Source organism: Pseudomonas sp. OTU750018 (assembly GCF_011636575.1).
In the GTDB taxonomy this organism is placed as follows: Bacteria; Pseudomonadota; Gammaproteobacteria; order Pseudomonadales; family Pseudomonadaceae; genus Aquipseudomonas; species Aquipseudomonas peli.
Map to the genome: position 1 here is coordinate 371945 of NZ_JAAPAU010000003.1, position 18039 is coordinate 389983.

General features: G+C 61.0%; 14 protein-coding genes and 1 tRNA gene. 1 reads left to right on the plus strand and 14 read right to left on the minus strand.

The features are described from left to right. Nucleotides 1-105: 105 nt before the first annotated feature. The 3 genes from dctP to HCI85_RS17280 form a co-directional block, all read right to left on the minus strand. Entirely contained in the window at nt 106-1095 is a 990-nt protein-coding gene (gene dctP / locus HCI85_RS17270) for a C4-dicarboxylate TRAP substrate-binding protein DctP (RefSeq protein WP_167146408.1), read from the minus strand. Between the two features lie 293 nt (nt 1096-1388). Continuing rightward, complete coding sequence (locus HCI85_RS17275; RefSeq protein WP_167146411.1) at nt 1389-2783, minus strand: sigma-54-dependent transcriptional regulator; 1395 nt, start codon at nt 2781-2783, stop codon at nt 1389-1391. Next, on the minus strand, nt 2780-4594 hold the full coding sequence (locus HCI85_RS17280; protein ID WP_167146414.1) for a sensor histidine kinase: 1815 nt from the start codon (nt 4592-4594) through the stop codon (nt 2780-2782). Before HCI85_RS17280 ends, HCI85_RS17275 begins: the two co-directional genes overlap by 4 nt. A 167-nt stretch (nt 4595-4761) precedes the next feature. Between HCI85_RS17280 and HCI85_RS17285 the strand changes: the two genes are divergently transcribed. After that, on the plus strand, nt 4762-6387 hold the full coding sequence (locus tag HCI85_RS17285; RefSeq protein ID WP_167146417.1) for a methyl-accepting chemotaxis protein: 1626 nt from the start codon (nt 4762-4764) through the stop codon (nt 6385-6387). Here the strand turns inward: HCI85_RS17285 and rfbD are convergent. The 11 genes from rfbD to HCI85_RS17340 all read right to left on the minus strand — a co-directional run bounded on the left by rfbD (nt 6384) and on the right by HCI85_RS17340 (nt 18030). Further along, the gene (gene rfbD / locus HCI85_RS17290; protein WP_167146422.1) at nt 6384-7250 is read right to left on the minus strand and encodes a dTDP-4-dehydrorhamnose reductase; all 867 of its coding nucleotides are present in this window, start codon (nt 7248-7250) and stop codon (nt 6384-6386) included. The two genes, HCI85_RS17285 and rfbD, sit on opposite strands and share 4 nt — an antisense overlap. Further along, on the minus strand, nt 7247-7792 hold the full coding sequence (gene rfbC, locus HCI85_RS17295) for a dTDP-4-dehydrorhamnose 3,5-epimerase (RefSeq protein ID WP_167146425.1): 546 nt from the start codon (nt 7790-7792) through the stop codon (nt 7247-7249). The genes rfbD and rfbC overlap by 4 nt, the downstream gene beginning before the upstream one ends. A gap of 2 nt (nt 7793-7794) precedes the next feature. After that, on the minus strand, nt 7795-8661 hold the full coding sequence (gene rfbA, locus HCI85_RS17300) for a glucose-1-phosphate thymidylyltransferase RfbA (RefSeq protein WP_090254723.1): 867 nt from the start codon (nt 8659-8661) through the stop codon (nt 7795-7797). 11 nt (nt 8662-8672) lie between these two features. After that, on the minus strand, nt 8673-9725 hold the full coding sequence (gene rfbB / locus HCI85_RS17305; RefSeq protein ID WP_167146429.1) for a dTDP-glucose 4,6-dehydratase: 1053 nt from the start codon (nt 9723-9725) through the stop codon (nt 8673-8675). Between the two features lie 132 nt (nt 9726-9857). Next, nucleotides 9858-9933: transfer RNA gene (locus tag HCI85_RS17310), tRNA-Thr, on the minus strand. Between the two features lie 248 nt (nt 9934-10181). Then, complete coding sequence (locus tag HCI85_RS17315; protein WP_167146432.1) at nt 10182-11456, minus strand: methyltransferase; 1275 nt, start codon at nt 11454-11456, stop codon at nt 10182-10184. A gap of 35 nt (nt 11457-11491) precedes the next feature. Next, nucleotides 11492-12262 (minus strand): ABC transporter permease, encoded by a 771-nt coding sequence (locus HCI85_RS17320; protein ID WP_167146435.1) that lies wholly within the window; start codon nt 12260-12262, stop codon nt 11492-11494. After that, nucleotides 12259-12954, minus strand: coding sequence for an ABC transporter permease (locus HCI85_RS17325; protein ID WP_167146438.1), 696 nt, complete (start codon nt 12952-12954; stop codon nt 12259-12261). Before HCI85_RS17325 ends, HCI85_RS17320 begins: the two co-directional genes overlap by 4 nt. 50 nt (nt 12955-13004) lie before the next feature. Next, entirely contained in the window at nt 13005-13757 is a 753-nt protein-coding gene (locus tag HCI85_RS17330; RefSeq protein WP_167146441.1) for an ABC transporter substrate-binding protein, read from the minus strand. A 19-nt stretch (nt 13758-13776) separates the two neighbouring features. Beyond that, entirely contained in the window at nt 13777-14550 is a 774-nt protein-coding gene (locus tag HCI85_RS17335; RefSeq protein WP_167146445.1) for an ABC transporter ATP-binding protein, read from the minus strand. A 375-nt stretch (nt 14551-14925) separates the two neighbouring features. Beyond that, nucleotides 14926-18030 (minus strand): type I restriction endonuclease subunit R, encoded by a 3105-nt coding sequence (locus HCI85_RS17340; protein ID WP_167146448.1) that lies wholly within the window; start codon nt 18028-18030, stop codon nt 14926-14928. Between the last annotated feature and the right edge of the window lie 9 nt (nt 18031-18039).

An 18039-nucleotide genomic window follows, 5' to 3' on the forward strand; every position in this document is an offset into this window, starting at 1 on the left:
GGGCGGCGTACCCAAGCAACCCGTGAAGGGGTGCCTGGGTATTCGGCCAATCGCGCAGCGGCATGGCTGCGCTGTGGTTGGGTGCAGGCCGCAGCCTGCTCCGCCTTACTGGTTGGCTGCGTCGGCAGCCTTGATCAGGTCGGCACCGATTTCAGCTTCGAACTTGCTCCACACCGGCTTCATGGCATCGCGCCATTCATTACGCTGCTCTGGGGTCAGGGTAATGATTTCGGTGGTTTTCGCGTCGATGATGCGCTGCTTGTCGCCATCGTTCAGCGCGCCAGCCTGCTTGTTCACTTCAGCGGTCACTTCCACGATGATCTTGTCCAGCTCGCTGCGTACATCGGCAGGCAGGCTGTTCCAGAACTTGGTGTTGGTGATCAGCATGTAGTCCAGAACACCGTGGTTGGATTCGGTGATGAACTTCTGCACTTCATGCATCTTCTGGCTGTAGATGTTCGAGTAAGGGTTCTCGGCACCGTTTACCACGCCAGTCTGCAGACCCTGGTAAACCTCGGCGAAGCTCATTTTGCGCGGGTTGGCGCGCACAGCCTTGAACTGCTCTTCCAGTACGGCGGAAGCCTGTACGCGGAATTTCAGGCCACGGGCATCCTTCGGCTCACGCAGCGCCTTGTTGGCGGACAGCTGCTTGAGGCCGTTGTGCCAATAGGCCAGACCGGTGATGTTTTTCTCTTCCATGGACTTCAGCAGCGCCTGACCTTCTGGGCTGAGCTGGAAGCGGTCGACGGCGGCCATGTCCTTGAACAGGAACGGCAGGTCGAATACCTGAATTTGCTTGGTGTACTGCTCGAATTTGGCCAGCGATGGGGCGATCAGCTGCACGTCACCGAGCAACAGCGCTTCCATTTCCTTGCCGTCACCGAACAGCGAGGAGTTCGGGTAAACCTCGACCTTGACCTTGTCGCCCAGACGCTCTTCAGCGAGCTTCTTGAACAACGCGGCACCCTGGCCTTTAGGGGTGTGGTCGGCGACCACATGGGAGAACTTGATCACGATCGGGTCGGCCGCTTGGGCCATGCCGGCGATGCTCAGCGACAGGGCGCACGCGAGCGCCTTGGCAGTCAGTTTGAACATGGAGTCTTTCCTCTTGTTTTTGTATAGCGTGATGCGCCGCAGCGCTACAAGTTGGGCGAACAGGCTCAAGTCTAGGCGGCCTGTCAGAAAATGACGGGCGTCGGGCAGATTGCCTAGAGCTGTGCGTTGTTGAGTCGCCTGCAGGAGGCTAGAGCAACCGCCATGCCAGGCGCTGAAATGGCCGCTGCGGGCGTGATGAAACGCAGCAGCGGCAAGGCTTGGCGGGTTATTGCCGGAGATTTTCAGCGCGGCTGCGTAGGCGTTATACGCAGCTTTTGGCGGAAATCCGCCAGCTAGTCGAGGCTGTCTGGCGAGCTTCCGCCAGCGTCGGCGAAGCTCAGGCCATGTTTGCGCAGCTTGTCGTGCAGGGTTTTACGCGGCACGCCCAGTGCTTCGGCGAGGCTTCGCAGCGAGCTGTGCGAGCGGCTCAGTTCGGCGCTGATCAGGCTGCGTTCAAAGGCTTCTACTTGGGCATTTAAGCCGCCGCTGTTGCTCTCTTCATCGAGTAACGGCGCCGCCGCCTGGGCCTGCAGGTCGAGATCCAGCTCCAAACCGAGCGCGAAGCGTTCTGCCGCGTTCTGCAGCTCACGCACGTTGCCCGGCCAGGGGTGGCGCAGCAACGCTGCGCGCTGACTCGGCTGCAGGCTACGTTCAGCCAGGCCATGGCGGCTGCTGGCGGCTTCGGCAAAGTGCTGGAACAGCAGCAGCGCATCTTCACCGCGCTCACGCAGGGCCGGGATACGCAGCGGCGCGACGTTCAGGCGGTAATACAGGTCGGCGCGGAAACGTCCTTGGTCGGCTGCCTGGCGCAGATCTTCCTTGGTCGCGGCAATCACCCGAATATCCAGGGGAATCAGCTGGTTGCCGCCGAGGCGTTCGACCACGCGCTCCTGCAGCAGGCGCAGCAGCTTGACCTGCACTTCCAGGCTCATGCTTTCGATTTCATCGAGGAACAGCGTGCCGCCATTGGCGAATTCGAACTTGCCAATACGGCGCTTCTGCGCCCCGGTAAAGGCGCCTTGCTCATGGCCGAACAGCTCGCTTTCCACCACTGATTCAGCCAGGGCGCCGGCGTTGATCGCCACGAACGGCCCGGCGCGACGGCTGGACAGGTCGTGCAGCGCACGCGCCACCACTTCCTTACCGGCGCCGGTTTCGCCGAGGATCAGCACATCGCTGTTGATCCCGGCCAGGGCGCCAATCTGTTCACGCAGGCGCAGCATCGCGGGCGATTGGCCGACCAAACGCGCCGACAGGGTGTGGCGGTCGGCCAGGGCCATGCGCAGGCTGCGGTTATCCAGTACCAGGCGGCGTAGCGCCAGGGCGCGGCGCACGCTGTCGAGCAGGTCGTCGCTGGCGAAGGGTTTTTCCAAGAAGTCATAGGCCCCGGCGCGCATGGCCTGCACGGCCAGCGGCACATCGCCGTGGCCGGTGATCAGCAGTACCGGCAGTTCCGGGTCCTGTTCCTGCAGTTGTTGCAGCAGTTGCAGGCCGTCGATGCCGGGCATGCGGATATCGCTGACCACCACGCCCGGCCAGTCGCGCTCGATGCGCGCGGCGACGCCATGGGCGTCGGCCAGGCTGCTGACCTTGAGCCCTGCCAGGTCGAGAGTCTGGCTCAGCGCCTGACGCAGGTGCGGGTCGTCGTCGATCAGCAGCACCTGGGTGCGGGAGTCAATCATGCTCATACAACAAAGTCCTCTGGCGACTGGGTTTTGATGCCCTGATCCGCGGCGCGCAGGCGCAGGGTCAGCTGGGCGCCGCCGTCGGGGTGGTTGGCGAACAGCAGTTCACCGCCCAGGGCGCGCATCAGGGTATCGCAAATGGCCAGGCCGAGGCCGAGGCCCTGAGCGCTGGTTTTGGTGGTGAAGAATGGCTCACGGGCGCGTTGCAGCGCCTCCTGGCTAAAGCCGGGGCCATTGTCCCGCAGGTGTAGATCGACGCCTTCGGCGGTAAGTTCGGCACTTAGCCACAGGCGGCGTGGCTGCGGCACTTCGCTCAACGCGTCGAGGGCATTGGCCAGCAGGTTGCCGAGCACCTGACGCAGGCGGGTTTCGCCAGCCTGCACCCACAGGGTGGCGTCCGGCAGGTCACGGGTCAGCTCGACCTGCATGGCTTGACGACGTTTGGCCAATAGGGCCAGGGCATCGTCGATGGCCGGCTGCAGGGCCACGCTTTCCGGAGCGTGACGGTCGCGGCGGGCGAAGGCGCGCAGGTGGGCGATGATTGAGGCCATGCGCTCGGTCAGTTTGCTGATCAGCTTGAGGTTGGCGCGGGCTTCGTCGCCGCGCTGGTGGTCAAGCAGCACCCCGGCGTTGTCGGCGTAACTGCGGATGGCTGCCAGCGGCTGATTGAGCTCATGGCTGATGCTCGCACTCATGGTGCCCAGGGCTGAGAGTTTGCTCGCCTGCACCAGTTCATCCTGGGCTTGGACCAGCTCCTGCTGGGCCTGTTCGCGCTCCAGCACTTCCTGCTTCAGCCGGCTATTGAGGCGTTCCAGATCGAGGGTGCGCTCCAGCACACGCTGTTCCAACTGTTGACGGGCCTGGCTGTCGAGGGCGATGCGCTCCAGGTAGTGACGGCGGCGCTGCATCAGCAGGCCAAGCAGCAGCATTAACAACAGCAGCATGCCGCCGCCGGCCACCAAGGCTGTCCGTACCGGGCGGTCGAGCAGGCTGCGCGGGGCGAGAATACTGACGGTCCAGCCGGTTTCCTTGAGTTCGCGGTCCTGGCGAATCCAGTTCTGCGCATCCAGCTTGATCGGCGGTGGCGCCTGGGTCGGGTAGGGCAGGTTGGCAGCGATTGCGGCGCGTTCGGCGGCGTCCAACGGGCGACTGGCGGTAAAGCGCCACTGGCTGTTGGACGTGAGGATCACCACGCCATTGGCATCGGTCACCAGCAGTTGTTCCGGGGTGTTGCCCCAGAGGGTTTCGGTGTGGTCGAGGTCGACCTTGACCACCAGCGCGCCGAGGTTGCGCTCACCGTCGCGCACGGCGGCGGCGAAGTAGTAGCCGCGCTTGCCCGAGGTGGTGCCGAGGCCGAAGAAACGTCCTGGGCGGCCGGCGATGGCTTCGCGAAAATATGGGCGGAAGGCGAAGTTGCGGTCGACAAAGGAGTCGGCCTGCTCCCAGTTGGAGGCCGCCAGGGTGTTGCCGTTGGGGGCCATCAGGTAGATCACGTCGGCGCCGGTCTGCCCGCGCACCTGGTCAAGCAGGCGGTTGGCGTTCTCCAGCAGGGTGCGCTCAGTCGGCTGTTGCAGGGCCAGACGCAGGGCGGGTAAGTCGCCGAGAATCGGCGGTAGCACCTCGTAGCGGCGCAGCGTACCAAGCAGGTTGGCCACGTAGAGGTCGAGGGTCTGGCGGTTCTGCTCGACCAGGACGCCGCTGTAGTAACGCTCGGCCAGCTGCTGCAGCGGCCACAACAGAGGCGTCAACAGCAGGGCGAGGACTGCCAGGCTGCGCCAACGCGGACGACGCGGGTGAGGATGAACGGTTGGCATGCGCTTACTCGTACAGGGTGATCAGTTCAGAGTGGCGGTTATGCAATAAGTGGGCAAGCTCGCCAATATGGGTCAATACTCAAGCCGTTTGGCATCGCCCTGGAGTAATGGTACCGCCCGCTTGCGCCCTGCATGGACGGCTGCGCTTTAGTCCTGGAGATACCCTGATGCTGGCTCAATTGACGGTACGGGCGAGGTTGCTGCTGTTGGCGGTGGTGCCGCTGCTGGTGCTGATTGTGGTGATCAGCATGGCGTTGTCCAATGCCAGCAAGCTGAATGACAGTTTTGACGAGTTGTTTACCGACCGCATGCAGCCGATCAGCCAGCTCAAGGTGGTGTCGGATGCCTACGCGGTGGCGATGGTCGATGCGTTGCATAAATACCGCGCTGGGGTGTTCGATGAAGCCGCATTGCGCAAGGCATTCAGCGATGCCAGGAGCCGTGGCGACAAAGCCTGGGCCGAGTACATCGCCACTCGACTGACCCGTGACGAAAGTAGCCGGGTCGAGCGCACCAAGCCACTCCTGTTGAAGGTCCAGCAACTGGCGGACCAGTACCTGGGGCAACTCGCAAATGGCCAGTTACTGGCGGCCGAAGCTGCCTCGTTCAACCGCACCCTGTATGACACCTTCGATCCGCTGGGTGGCGAGCTGGAAGGGTTGATCAGTTTGCAGCTGAGCGAGGGCGAGCGGCTCAACGTCGAGACCACGGCCCAGTACTTGGCCATCCGTAATACCTTCCTGTTGATCGGCGCCGTTGCGTTGGTGCTGGTGCTGGTGGCCGCCGTAATGATCAGCCTGTCGATCATTCGCCCGCTGTCCGGTTTGCGCAGCGTGATCAGCGAGGTGCAGGAGTCATCCAACTTGACCCTGCGTGCTGACACCCGCGGCCGAGATGAGGTGTCCGATACCGCGCGGGCCTTCAATGCCATGTTAGAGCACCAGCAGGCGTTGATCCGCCATTTGACCGACACCGCCACGCAGCTGGCGGCGGCGTCCGAGGAAATGAGTGCGATCAGTGCTCAGGTCAGTCAGGCCGCCACGGCCCAAGGCGACCAAACCAGCATGGTGGCTACCGCCGTGCACCAGATGAGCGTGGCGGTGCAGGAGGTCGCGCGCAATGCGCAGGCCACTGCCAGCAATGCCGCGGACGCGAATAAGGAAGCGCGCCAGGGCAGCGAGTTGGTGCAGTCCAACCTCACATCGATTCAGGGGCTGTCGACCTCGGTGGAAAAAGCCGGTGAGGTGATCGACACCCTGCACAGCCAGAGCGATGAAATCAGCAAGGTGCTTGGGGTGATCCAAAGTATTGCCGAGCAAACCAACCTGCTGGCGCTGAATGCCGCCATTGAGGCAGCGCGTGCGGGCGAAGCGGGGCGCGGCTTTGCCGTGGTGGCTGATGAAGTGCGCAGCCTGGCCAGTAATACGCAGAAAGCCACTGAATCGATCCGCAGCATGATCGATGCCCTGCAAGGCGGCGCACGCAGTGCGGTCAGTGCGATGCAGCTGTCGCGCGAGCAGGCGCAAAACAGTGTCAGCCGTGCCCGTGAGGCGGGTGAGGTGCTCAATCACATTGCCCTTGCGATTGAAGGTATCGCCGACGGCAATGTGCAGATTTCCGCTGCCACGGAACAGCAAACGGCAGTGGCGAATGAGATCAGCGAGAACATCAGCAGCCTCAATGACAGCATCGGTGATGTGGTCAACGGTGCCGAGCAAAGCTCGATTGCCAGCCGCGATCTGGCGCAACTGGCCACAGGATTGCAGCAGCAGATACAGCGCTTCAGGGCTTAGCGATGAGCGAGGCACTGCTCCAGCGCAGCCTGCCAGGTTGGCAGTTGAACCTGCCAGTCCTGCTGCAGGCGGCTGCAGTCCAGACGCGAATTCAGTGGGCGCTGCGCCGGGGTTGGATAAGCGCTGCTGGGGATGGGGTGCAGCGTCGCCACGGTTTTGCCTTGGCTGTGCAGGTGCGCAGCAATCGCGCGGGCAAAACCGAACCAGCTGGTTTCGCCTTGTGCGGTCAGGTGATAGACCCCCCACGGGCCTGGATGGCCGCTACGCCACTGCGTGATCAGCTGCGCAGTGGCTTGCGCAATCGTGCCGGCCCAAGTGGGCGCGCCGATCTGATCGTCCACCACGGATAAGCTTTCGCGTTCTTGCAGCAGGCGTTGCATGGTCAGCAGAAAGTTCTTGCCGTGCTGCGAGTAAACCCAGCTGGTGCGCAGAATAAGGTGCTTGCCGCCCACGGCCTGAATCGCCTGCTCGCCCGCCAGTTTGCTGCGCCCGTATACGCTCAGTGGATGGGTGGTATCGTTTTCGCGGTAAGGCTCGGCCAGGCTGCCATCGAACACATAGTCGGTGGAGTAGTGGATCAGCGGAACACTCAGTTCGGCGGCTGTTTCGGCGAGGATGCCCGGTGCCGTGGCGTTGATCGCGAAGGCCAGCTCCGGCTCGCTCTCGGCCTGATCGACCGCTGTGTGCGCGGCGGCATTGATGATCAGCTCGGGGCGCAGTAGCTGAAGCTGTTGGCGAATCCGCTCCGGCTGAGCCAGATCCAGCTGCTCGCGGCCCAGTACCGTCAACTCGGCGGCACCGTGCAGGGCGCGCTGCAGTTCCTGACTCACCTGGCCGTGTTGGCCGAGCAGGAGAACTTTCATGGGAGGACCTGCGCATCGACGAAGCTGACGCCGGCCTGGTCCTTGGCGGATAGCTGCGGTGCACTATCCAGCGGCCAGTCAATGGCCAGTGTTGGGTCATCCCAGCGGATGCAGCGCTCATGTTCCGGCGCATAGTAGTCGGTGGTTTTGTAGAGAAACTCGGCGAACTCACTGAGCACCACAAAACCATGGGCAAACCCTTCCGGCACCCACAACTGCCGATTGTTTTCGGCGGACAGGTGCACTCCGACCCAGCGGCCGAAGGTGGGCGAGCTGCGGCGTAGATCCACGGCTACGTCATAGACTTCGCCGGCGGTGACCCGCACCAATTTGCCCTGCGTCTGTTGCACCTGATAATGCAGGCCACGCAGCACCCCTTTGGCTGAGCGCGAATGGTTGTCCTGAACGAACGCGCACTGCAGGCCGGTGGCATCGGCAAAGTCTCGGGCGTTGAAACTCTCGAAGAAAAAGCCGCGCTGATCGCCGAACACCTTGGGTTCGAGGATGATCACGCCGGGCAGCTCTGTGTTGATTGCCTGCATGCTCACTCCTCGGCCAGTTTGAACAGGTACTGGCCGTAGCCGGTCTTGCCGAAAATAGTGGCCTGCGCCAGTAGTTGCTGACGATCAATCCAGCCCTGCTGGTAGGCGATTTCTTCCAGGCAGGCGACTTTCAGGCCCTGGCGGTGCTCGATGGTCTGCACGTATTGCGATGCATCCAGCAGGCTGTCGTGGGTGCCGGTGTCGAGCCAGGCAAAGCCACGGCCGAAACGTTCGACGCGCAAGTCACCGCGCTGCAAGTAGGCGTTGTTGACGTCGGTTATTTCCAGCTCACCACGCGGCGAGGGTTGGACCGCTTTGGCAATCTCAATCACATCGTTGTCGTAAAAATACAGGCCAGTCACCGCGTAACTGGACTTAGGTATGACGGGCTTTTCCTCAATGGAGATGGCCTTACCCTGAGTGTCGAACTCGATCACGCCAAAGCGCTGCGGGTCCTTGACCCAGTAGCCGAAAACCGTAGCTCCTGATGGTTCGGCTGCAGCGCGCAGAAGTTTTTCGGTGAAGTGCTGGCCATGGAAAATGTTGTCGCCAAGGATCAGGCACACCGAATCCTTGCCGATAAATTCTTCGCCCAGAATAAAGGCCTGGGCCAGACCGTCGGGTGAGGGTTGTTCGATGTACTCGAAACGCACACCAAACTGGCTGCCATCACCGAGCATCTTGCGAAAGTTCGGCAAGTCCTGCGGGGTGGAGATAATCAGAATCTCGCGCACACCCGCGAGCATCAGCACGGATATCGGGTAGTAGATCATCGGTTTGTCGTAGATCGGCAGCAGCTGTTTGGACACCCCTAGGGTGATGGGGTGCAGGCGACTGCCGGAGCCACCGGCGAGAATGATGCCTTTCATTGTGCTGCTCCTTATAGTGCGCCGAGGCGTTCGCGCTGGTAGCTGCCATCCTGTACGCGGCGGCACCAGTCGAGATTATTCAGGTACCAGAGTACGGTTTTGCGCAGGCCGCTGGTGAAGGTTTCCTCAGGTTTCCAGCCCAGCTCGCGTTCGATCTTGCTGGCATCGATGGCATAGCGCAGATCATGACCTGGGCGGTCGGTCACGAAATTGATCTGCTCTTTATAGGAGCCGTTCTGGCGTGGGCACAGCTCGTCCAATAACGCGCAAATGCTCTCCACCACATGCAGGTTCTTCTGCTCGTTATGCCCGCCGATATTGTAGGTCTCGCCTACCTTGCCTTCACTCACCACCGTTAACAGCGCGCGGGCATGGTCTTCCACATACAGCCAGTCACGCACCTGCTGGCCGTTGCCGTAAACCGGTAGCGGCTTGCCATCCAGAGCATTGAGGATCATCAGCGGGATCAGTTTTTCTGGAAAGTGGTAAGGGCCGTAGTTGTTCGAGCAGTTGGTCAGCAGTACTGGCAAGCCATAGGTGCGTTGCCAGGCGCGGACTAGATGATCCGACGCGGCCTTACTCGCCGAGTAGGGCGAGCTGGGTGCGTAGGCTGTGGCCTCGGTGAACAGATCATCTACACCGTGCAGGTCGCCATACACTTCATCGGTCGAGATATGGTGAAAGCGAAACGCGGCTTTGCGTGCCGGATCCAGCTGCATCCAATAACTGCGCGTGGCTTCGAGCAGCGTATAGGTGCCGACAATATTGGTTTGGATAAACGCTGCTGGGCCGTCGATGGAGCGATCGACATGCGATTCAGCCGCCAAGTGCATGATCGCGTCCGGCTGAAATTCAGCCAGTGCCTGGCTGACGGCTGCACTGTCGGCAATGTCGGCCTGCATGAAGCGATAGCCGGGATGATTGGCAACACTGGCCAACGACTCGAGGTTGCCGGCATAGGTCAGCTTGTCGAGGTTAAGCACCTGATGCTCGGTGTGATTCAGCAGATGACGAATCAGTGCCGAGCCAATAAAGCCGGCGCCGCCGGTGATCAGGATACGCACAGACTTATACCTTCCGTTGCTCAGGTAGCCGGTTAATATTGCGGGCAGTGTTGCAAGCCGCGTCTAGGTGAGCAAGCTGCAGTATTTTTTCGGCAAAAAAAAGCCCCGCATCGCTGCGGGGCTTTCTTTGTATGGTGCCGGCACCAGGAATCGAACCCGGGACCTACTGATTACAAGTCAGTTGCTCTACCAGCTGAGCTATACCGGCCTTTGAGGGTCGCCATTATATCCATTCATTTGGCTGAGTAAAGCCGTCTGAGCGTAGTTCTGTGCAGGCATTGTTATCAGTAGCTAAATCGTTATGCACATAAGCAGGGCATTTGGCACGGACGTGCGCAGACTTTGTGCGCTGGTTCGCGGTATTGGCTAAGTCTATGTTTTTACAAGCTATATTTTCAGATTAAAAAATGCGCAGCTTGGCAAAATTCAGCTGGGGCGGGCTTTTGCGCGATTTGCTCAGATTCTGTCAACAGAGTTATCCACAGATGCTGTGGGCAAGTTTTGCTGGCGTTCTGCCAGCAGTAGCAGGTTTCTCGGGCTCTGTTGGCGGCTGCAAAAGGTGCCAAGGCGTACGGTGTAGCCGCGTTCCTGCAGGTAGAGGGCGCGGTCGAGCAGTAGCCAGAGTTCCAATGGGCGGCGGAATAATCCGCGCAGCAGTTCCAGATTGCGCACCTCGGCCAGACGTTGCCAGCCTTGTTGTTCGAGCTGTTGCCAGTTTTGTTTCGCGGGGGTGGGCAGCTGTTTAAGTGCGGCGAGGTCTTGGCAGTAATTGGCAAACGATTTGTCGAGCCAGGCTGGCGGCAGGGATGGCGTTGGCAAGTACTCGTCGATACCACGAAGTTGGCGCTGCAACAGATCGAAGGACAGGCGCCAGGCCATGGACTGATCGCGCTGCCGGCGAATGCGGGCGCCTGCAGTGACGGTTTCGCTCAGTGGGAGGCCGAGATCGTCGATAGACAGTTGCAGTGATGAGGCCTGGGCGCTTGCCGATAGTGGCTGATAGCTCGCAGTGCTGATGCGGTTGTAGCAGCAGGGCGCCACGGCCACGTGCTGGCAGCCGACCTGGCTGGCCAGTTGCAGCAGGCGCGTATGCAGTTCGCCGCAGGCATGCAGCGCCACGGGGGTGTGCTGCGCCTGCAGTTGCTTCGCGGCGTCGGCGGCCAGCACATCCTGCTCGATATGCTGCGCGGCGATGCCGAGTTTATGGCTGAGCTGTTGGCCACTGCTGACCAGCTGTGGGTTGTATTCCAGGCAGGTCAGGCTGCCGCCCGTGTGTGCCAGCATGCGGCCGAGGTGGCCTTTGCCGGCGCACCAGTCCAGCCAGTGTTGCGGTGTATGGGTAAAACTCAGGCTGCGGGCGAAGGCATCAATCTGTTGCCATTTGCGCCCCGGTACATCGCTGCTAAAGCGCGCAGGCAATACCGTCGCGGGTGACTGTGGCAGTTCACCAATTTGGCTTAGGTCATGAGCTTGGGCGGCCAGTTGCAGGAAGGGCGCAGGTGCTTGCAGCAGGTGGGGCTGGTTATGTGCGGCTTCGGCATGCTCCAGGCTTTGTGCCCTAAGCCAGGCGGCCAGTTGTGGGTGCTCGGCTTCCCAGGGGAGTGCGGGGTAATGCACAAATGGCCGTGGCCGCCATAGTGTTTGGTGTTCGATAAGAAAGCTATCTACTGCCTGAAAGCGCTGCAACAGGGCAACGTCTTGCAGGATCTGGGCGGGAGTTGTGGTTGGCATGATGGCGGTGCCTGAGGGTGCGAGCCCTCAGGCAATCAGCGGCCCTGGCAGGCGTCGACGCGCAGCCAGCGTTCCAGCAGCTTGAAGCCGTGCACCAGCAGGAAGGCGATCAGCAGGTAGAACATCCCCGCAGCAAAGAAGATCTCCACCGGTAGGTAGGTGCGGGCGATGATGGTGCGGGCCATGCCGGTCAGCTCCAACAGAGTCACGGTGCTGGCCAGGGCGCTGGCCTTGAGCATCAGGATTACTTCGTTGCTGTAGGCAGGCAGGCCGATACGCGCGGCGCGTGGCAGGACGATATAGAACATCGTCTTGGCGCGCGACATACCTAGCGCACGAGCGGCTTCGATCTCGCCCGGCGGCACGGCCTGAATCGCCCCGCGCAAAATCTCAGCGATATAGGCGGCGGTGTGCAGGGTCATGGTCAGCACCGCGCACCAGTAGGGTGAGCGCAGATAGGGCCAGAGCGGGCCTTCGCGCACTGCATCGAACTGCGCCAGGCCGTAGTAGACCAGGAACAATTGCACCAACAGTGGTGTGCCACGGAAGAAGAAGATGTAGCCATAGGGCAGTGCGCGCACATACCAGTGCCGCGACGCGCGGGCGATGCCCATCGGTAGGGCGAGAATCAACCCGGCGAGAACCGCGATACCCACCAGCTCCAGGGTCAACAGGGCGCCTTCAGACAGCCGCGGCAGCCACTTGATGATCACGTCCCAGTTAAGGGCAGTTAGACCGCTCCACAGCGCATAGGCAATAAGCGCAACGGCAACCGACCAGGCCGCGATTTCAGAGATCTTTCTCATGACGCGCTCCTGACAAAGCCACGGCTGGAGCGTTTTTCAAGGAAGTGCATGCCGATCATCGCGAGTACGGTCAGGCCGAGGTAGATAAAGGCCGCCACCATATAAAAGGTGAAGGGCTCCTTGCTGGTGGTCACGGCGATTTGCGAGCGGCGCATGATTTCTTCAAGGCCGATCACCGAGACCAGTGCGGTGTCCTTCATCAGAATCATAAACAGGTTGCCCAGACCGGGCAGGGCGATGCGCCACATCTGCGGCAGGATCAGCCGCCAGAAGATCCGTGGTTTGGACATGCCCAAGGCTTGGCCGGCTTCGCGGTGGCCTTTGGGGATGGCCAGGATCGCGCCGCGAAACACTTCGGTGGCGTACGCGCCGAAGCAGATGCCGAGGGCAATGGTGCCGGCGGCGAAGGCGTTCAGCTCAAGGCTTTCGATGCCGAGCAGGTCCGCCAGGTTGCGCATCAGTTGCACGGTGCCGAAATAGATCAGCAGCACCCAGAGCAGCTCGGGAATCCCGCGCACGATGGTCGAGTAAGTACCGCCAAGCCATTGCAGCGGCTTGTACGGGGAAGTCTTGGCGAGGGCGCCGAGCAAGCCGAGCACCAGACCCAGGCACAGCGCGCTGAGCGCCAGCTTGATGGTCATCAGGGTGCCAGCAGCCAGGGCCGGGCCGAATCCGTAGAGGTCGAAATTCATAGGGGCTCAGAAGCCTGCGCCGCCCGGGCGGGCGACGCAGTGCCGGCAGCTTAGTAGATGCTGAACGGGAAGTACTTGTCGTTGATCTTCTTGTAAGTGCCGTCAGCCACGATCTCGGCCAGTGCGGCGTTCAGCTTGTCGCGCAGGGCATCACCCTTGCGAACGGCAATGCCGATCTTGTCGTTGTCGAATACCGGGTCGCCTTTGAACTCGAAGCTCTTGCCAGCGTCGCTCTTCAGCCATTCCCAGTTAACGAAGGTGTCAGCCAGCACGCCATCGAGACGGCCCGAGGACAGGTCGAGGTAGGCGTTTTCCTGGGTGTCGTACAGCTTGATGTCGACCACGCCATTGAGGTTATCTTCCAGCCAGGTGCCAGCGATGGTGGCGCGCTGAGCGCCGATCACTTTGCCTTTCAGGCTGGCTTTATCAGTCTTGAAGTCGCCGCCTTTCGGTGCGATGAACTGCAGCTTGTTGGTGTAGTAGGGTTCGGTGAAGTCCACCGCCACTTTGCGTTCTTCGGTGATCGACATGGAGGCGATCAGGAAGTCGAATTTCTTCGCGTTCAGAGCCGGGATGATGCCGTCCCAGTCGGAGGTGACCACTTCGCACTCGACCTTCATTTTGGCGCACAGGGCCTGGCCGATTTCCACGTCAAAACCGCCGACCTGGCCACTGGCATCGATCAGGTTGAATGGTGGGTAAGCACCTTCGGTACCGATTTTCAGCTTGTCTGCGGCGACGGCGCTGGTGCCGAAGGCCAGTGTAGCGGCCGCGGCCAGCAGGATCTTCTTATAGTTCTGCATGCGTAGTTGCTCCGTGTTTTCAGTGATTGCTGGACATGAATTGTTTGCAGCGCGCCGAGTTCGGGTTGTCGAACACCTGCTCCGGGGAGCCCTGTTCTTCAACCAGGCCCTGATGCAGAAACACCACCTCGCTGGACACTTGGCGGGCAAAGCCCATTTCATGTGTTACCAGCAGCATGGTGCGGCCTTCTTCGGCGAGTGCGCGGATCACATTAAGCACTTCTTGTACCATCTCCGGGTCGAGAGCCGAAGTGGGCTCATCGAACAGGATGACTTTCGGCTGCATGGCCAGGGTGCGGGCAATTGCCGCGCGCTGTTGCTGGCCGCCGGAAAGCTGATTCGGATAAACATGGCGCTTGTCAGCAATACCGACCTTGGCCAGCAGCGCTTCGGCCACCTCAATGGCCTCGGCCTTGCTCTGCCCCAACACGCGGCGTGGCGCCTCGATGATGTTGTCGAGCACGCTCATGTGCGGCCACAGATTGAAATTCTGGAAGACGAAGCCGATCTCGCTGCGCAGGCGATTGATCTGGCGGCTGTCGGCGGCGACCAGGTCGCCATTCTTCGCGGCTTTGAGCTTGAGCTCTTCACCCGCGAGGATGATCTGCCCCTTGTGCGGGTTTTCCAGCAGGTTGATGCAGCGCAGAAAGGTCGACTTACCGGAGCCGGAAGAACCGAGGATGGAAATCACATCGCCGTCGCGAGCAGTGAGGGAGATGCCCTTGAGCACCTCAAGGTCGCCGTAGCGTTTATGCAAGTCGCGTATTTCCAGCGCGGGCGTGGCCTCGGCCATGGAGTGTCCTCTTATTCTTCGGTTGCGCTCAGGCGTTGCGTGGCCTCCCTGGCGAGGCGTCAAGCTAGCATAGCGTTTCGCTGACCGCCAAGCCGTTTACCGGCCGCGCCGGGCTTGGCCGGTCATGGTGTCGCCTGGTTACAGTTGGCTGTCGCGCAGATGCAAAACGGGTCGATCAGCTCACGTCGTTCAAATACATCTCAACCATGTCATCGAGGTGCTGCTCGTGTTTTTTGAGCAATGCACTGGAGAGGTCACTCGTATTTACGCCGAGGTCACCTGTATTTGTAGGTTAAGTCACCTGTATTTGCCGCTGAGCTCACTTGTATTTGAGGTGATATAGCTGTCATCCGACTGCGCTGCTGGACACTAGAGTCAAGTATTAATTTGTCCTCGTAATGCCTCGTACAGCCGCGTCGGCCCCAGCAGCAGATTGATAACCTCGCGTTGAATCTGCTCCGAGTTCAGCGCCTGCAAGCTCAGGTTGCTCTGCGCCGAATGGCTGTCGATCAGCGCATCGATAAACACCCGCGTCAGGTCGGGCGAACTGGCGAACTGCTCCTTGGTGTTGTTCGCCGCCTGCTGCGCCAGCACCTCGGACTCCAGTAGCTTCTCGCGCTGGCTGTTGAGCCAGGACAGCTTGTCGCCGTCGGTGGTGTCTGCGCCGAACAGCTCGTTAACCTTCTCGACAATCTGGCTGAGGTAGAGCTTTTCCTTCTCCTGTACTTGGCCGCTGCCGGTGGCGCTCATCGGTGGCAGTTTCGGGTACTCGCCGTTTACCAGTGGTAGGTCGCGGGTGCCCTTGTCCTTGAGTTTGTAGCGCACCAGTTCCAGCTTGGAGAGGTCCACGCCTTCGCGCTCCCGGCCGAATTCGATCAGTGGCAGCAGATGTTTGAAGAACAGCTGGCGCTTCTCGATATCGGTATTGCCGTAGTCGAATATCTGCGAGAGGAAGGCATACAGACGCTGGAAACTACCCATGTCACGCTTGAACAGCACCAGCGCATCCATTTCATCCTTGGCCTCTTTCATTGTCTGACCATCGCCGTTCGCTTCGGCAGCGCGCCACTCATCCTGCGCGATGCGATAGCGCACCAGCAGACGGTTTGCCACCGGTTCCAATGCTGCGCTCAGCTCGCTCTGGCGGGCCGCTGGATTGAGCAGCACCGCCACCACCCGCTCGACCTCGAACTGGTCGTAGTGCCCGGCGCTGTCCAGTTTGGTGCGCAGGTCGTAAACCAGATGCGGGTCTGTCACGTCCTCCAGCTCGGCGGTGCTGTAGTAAGCCTTGAACGCCGTGAGGATTTCGTCCGGCTCGTTGACGAAGTCCAGTACGTAGGTGGTGTCTTTCTTCGGATGGGCACGGTTGAGTCGCGACAGCGTTTGTACCGCTTGAATGCCGCCCAGCTTTTTGTCCACGTACATGCCGCAGAGCAGCGGCTGGTCGAAGCCGGTCTGGAATTTATTGGCGACCAGCAGTATCTGGTACTCGTCGCCGCTGAACGCTTCGCGGATATCGCGGCCACGCAGGTGCGGGTTCAGCGCCTGGCTGGTTTCAGTGAAAGGATCGGGGCCAGACTCGGGGTCATTCACTTCGCCGGAGAACGCCACCAGGGTGCCGATTGGATAGCCCTGGCGCTTCACATACTGGTCGATTGCGAGCTGCCAGCGCACTGCCTCCTGCCGGCTGGCAACCACCACCATGGCTTTGGCTTTGCCCTCCAGCAGCGGCTGCACGTTTTCGCGGAAGTGTTCGATCACCACCTGCACCTTTTGCGCGATGTTGTAGGGGTGCAGTTTCACCCAGCGCATGATGCCTTTCAGTGCCTGGCTGCGTTCCACCTCGGCTTCGCTCAGCTCCTCGCCGTTGTGTGCCAGCTTGAATGCGGTCTTGTACGCCGTGTAGTTGTGCAGCACGTCGAGGATAAAGCCCTCCTCGATAGCCTGGCGCATGGAGTACACATGAAACGGCGCCGGCAGGTTGCTGCTCGATGCCGGCAGCTCTGGATTTGGCCGCCGACCGAATAGCTCCAAGGTTTTGGCCTTGGGCGTGGCGGTAAAGGCCACGTAGGTGATGCCGCTCTCGGCCGAGCGTGCACTCATCTGCGCCGCGAGGATGTCCTCGGTACTGGCTTCGCCACCGTCGGCCAGTTCCTTCAGCTCCTCGATGGACAGCACCTGCTTGAGCTTGGATGCGGCCTCGCCGGTCTGCGACGAGTGCGCCTCATCGGCGATTACCGCAAAGCGCTTGCCCTCGGTGGCGGCTAACTCTTGCACCGCCTTCAAGGCAAAGGGGAAGGTCTGGATGGTGCACACGACGATCTTCTTGCCGCCAGCCAGCGCCTTGGCCAACTCGCCGCTCTTGCTCGCCGACTCACCGGTAATGGTCGCCACCACCCCAGTGGTGCGTTCGAAGCTGAAAATCGCCTCCTGCAGCTGTGCGTCCAGTACGGTGCGGTCAGACACCACCAGCACCGACTGGAACAGCTTCTGCTGCTCGGCGTCATGCAAGTCCGCGAGGAAGTGCGCGGCCCAGGCAATCGAATTGGTCTTGCCGGAGCCGGCCGAATGCTGGATCAGGAACTTGCCGCCTGGCCCTTCCTCCAGCACCTTGGCTACCAGTTTGCGCGTGGCATCAAGTTGGTGGTAACGCGGAAAGATGATCGACTTGAGCTGCTTCTTCTTGTCCTTCTGCGCCACCAGGTAGCGGGCGATGATCTCCAGCCAGCTGTCGCGTTGCCATACCTGCTGCCAGAGATAGGCCGTGGCATGGCCAGCCGGGTTGAGTGGGTTGCCTGCACCGCCATCGTTACCCAGGTTGAACGGCAGAAAGCGCGTTGCCGCGCCCTCCAGGCGGGTGGTCATCTGCACTTCACGGTTGCTCACGGCAAAGTGTACCAGCGCGCCACAGGGGAAGCTCAGCAGCGGTTCTGTCCGGCCCTTGGGCTTTGGCTCGCGGTCGAAGCGGTATTGATCCACCGCATCCTGCACCGACTGAGTGAAATCAGTTTTCAGCTCGCATGTCGCAACGGGAATGCCGTTAAGGAACAGCACCAGGTCGATGGAGTTTTCGCAGGTCAGCGAGTAGCGTACCTGGCGTACCACGCGCAGACGGTTGGCCGCGTACTTGGCGGTCAGCTCCGGGTTCATGCTTAGCGCCGGCTTGAACTGCGCCAATTGCAGCGGCTGACGCAGGCCCAGCAACTCGATGCCTTGGCGCAACACATCGAGGGTGCCGCGCTCGTCGAGGGATTTGCGCAAACGATCGAGCAGCACCGCCTCGGCGGCTGCGCCATGGTTCTTACTCAGCGCCTCCCAAGCCTGTGGCTGGGTGCTCTTGACCCAGTCGAGCAGGTCGGCAGGGAACAGCGCCCGTGTGCGGTCATAGGCCTGCGCGTCGCCTTCGGCGTAGAGCCAGCCACTAGCGGCCAGCTGTTCGCAGATCTCGTTCTCGAAGGACACTTCCTTATGCAGACTCATCGGCTATCT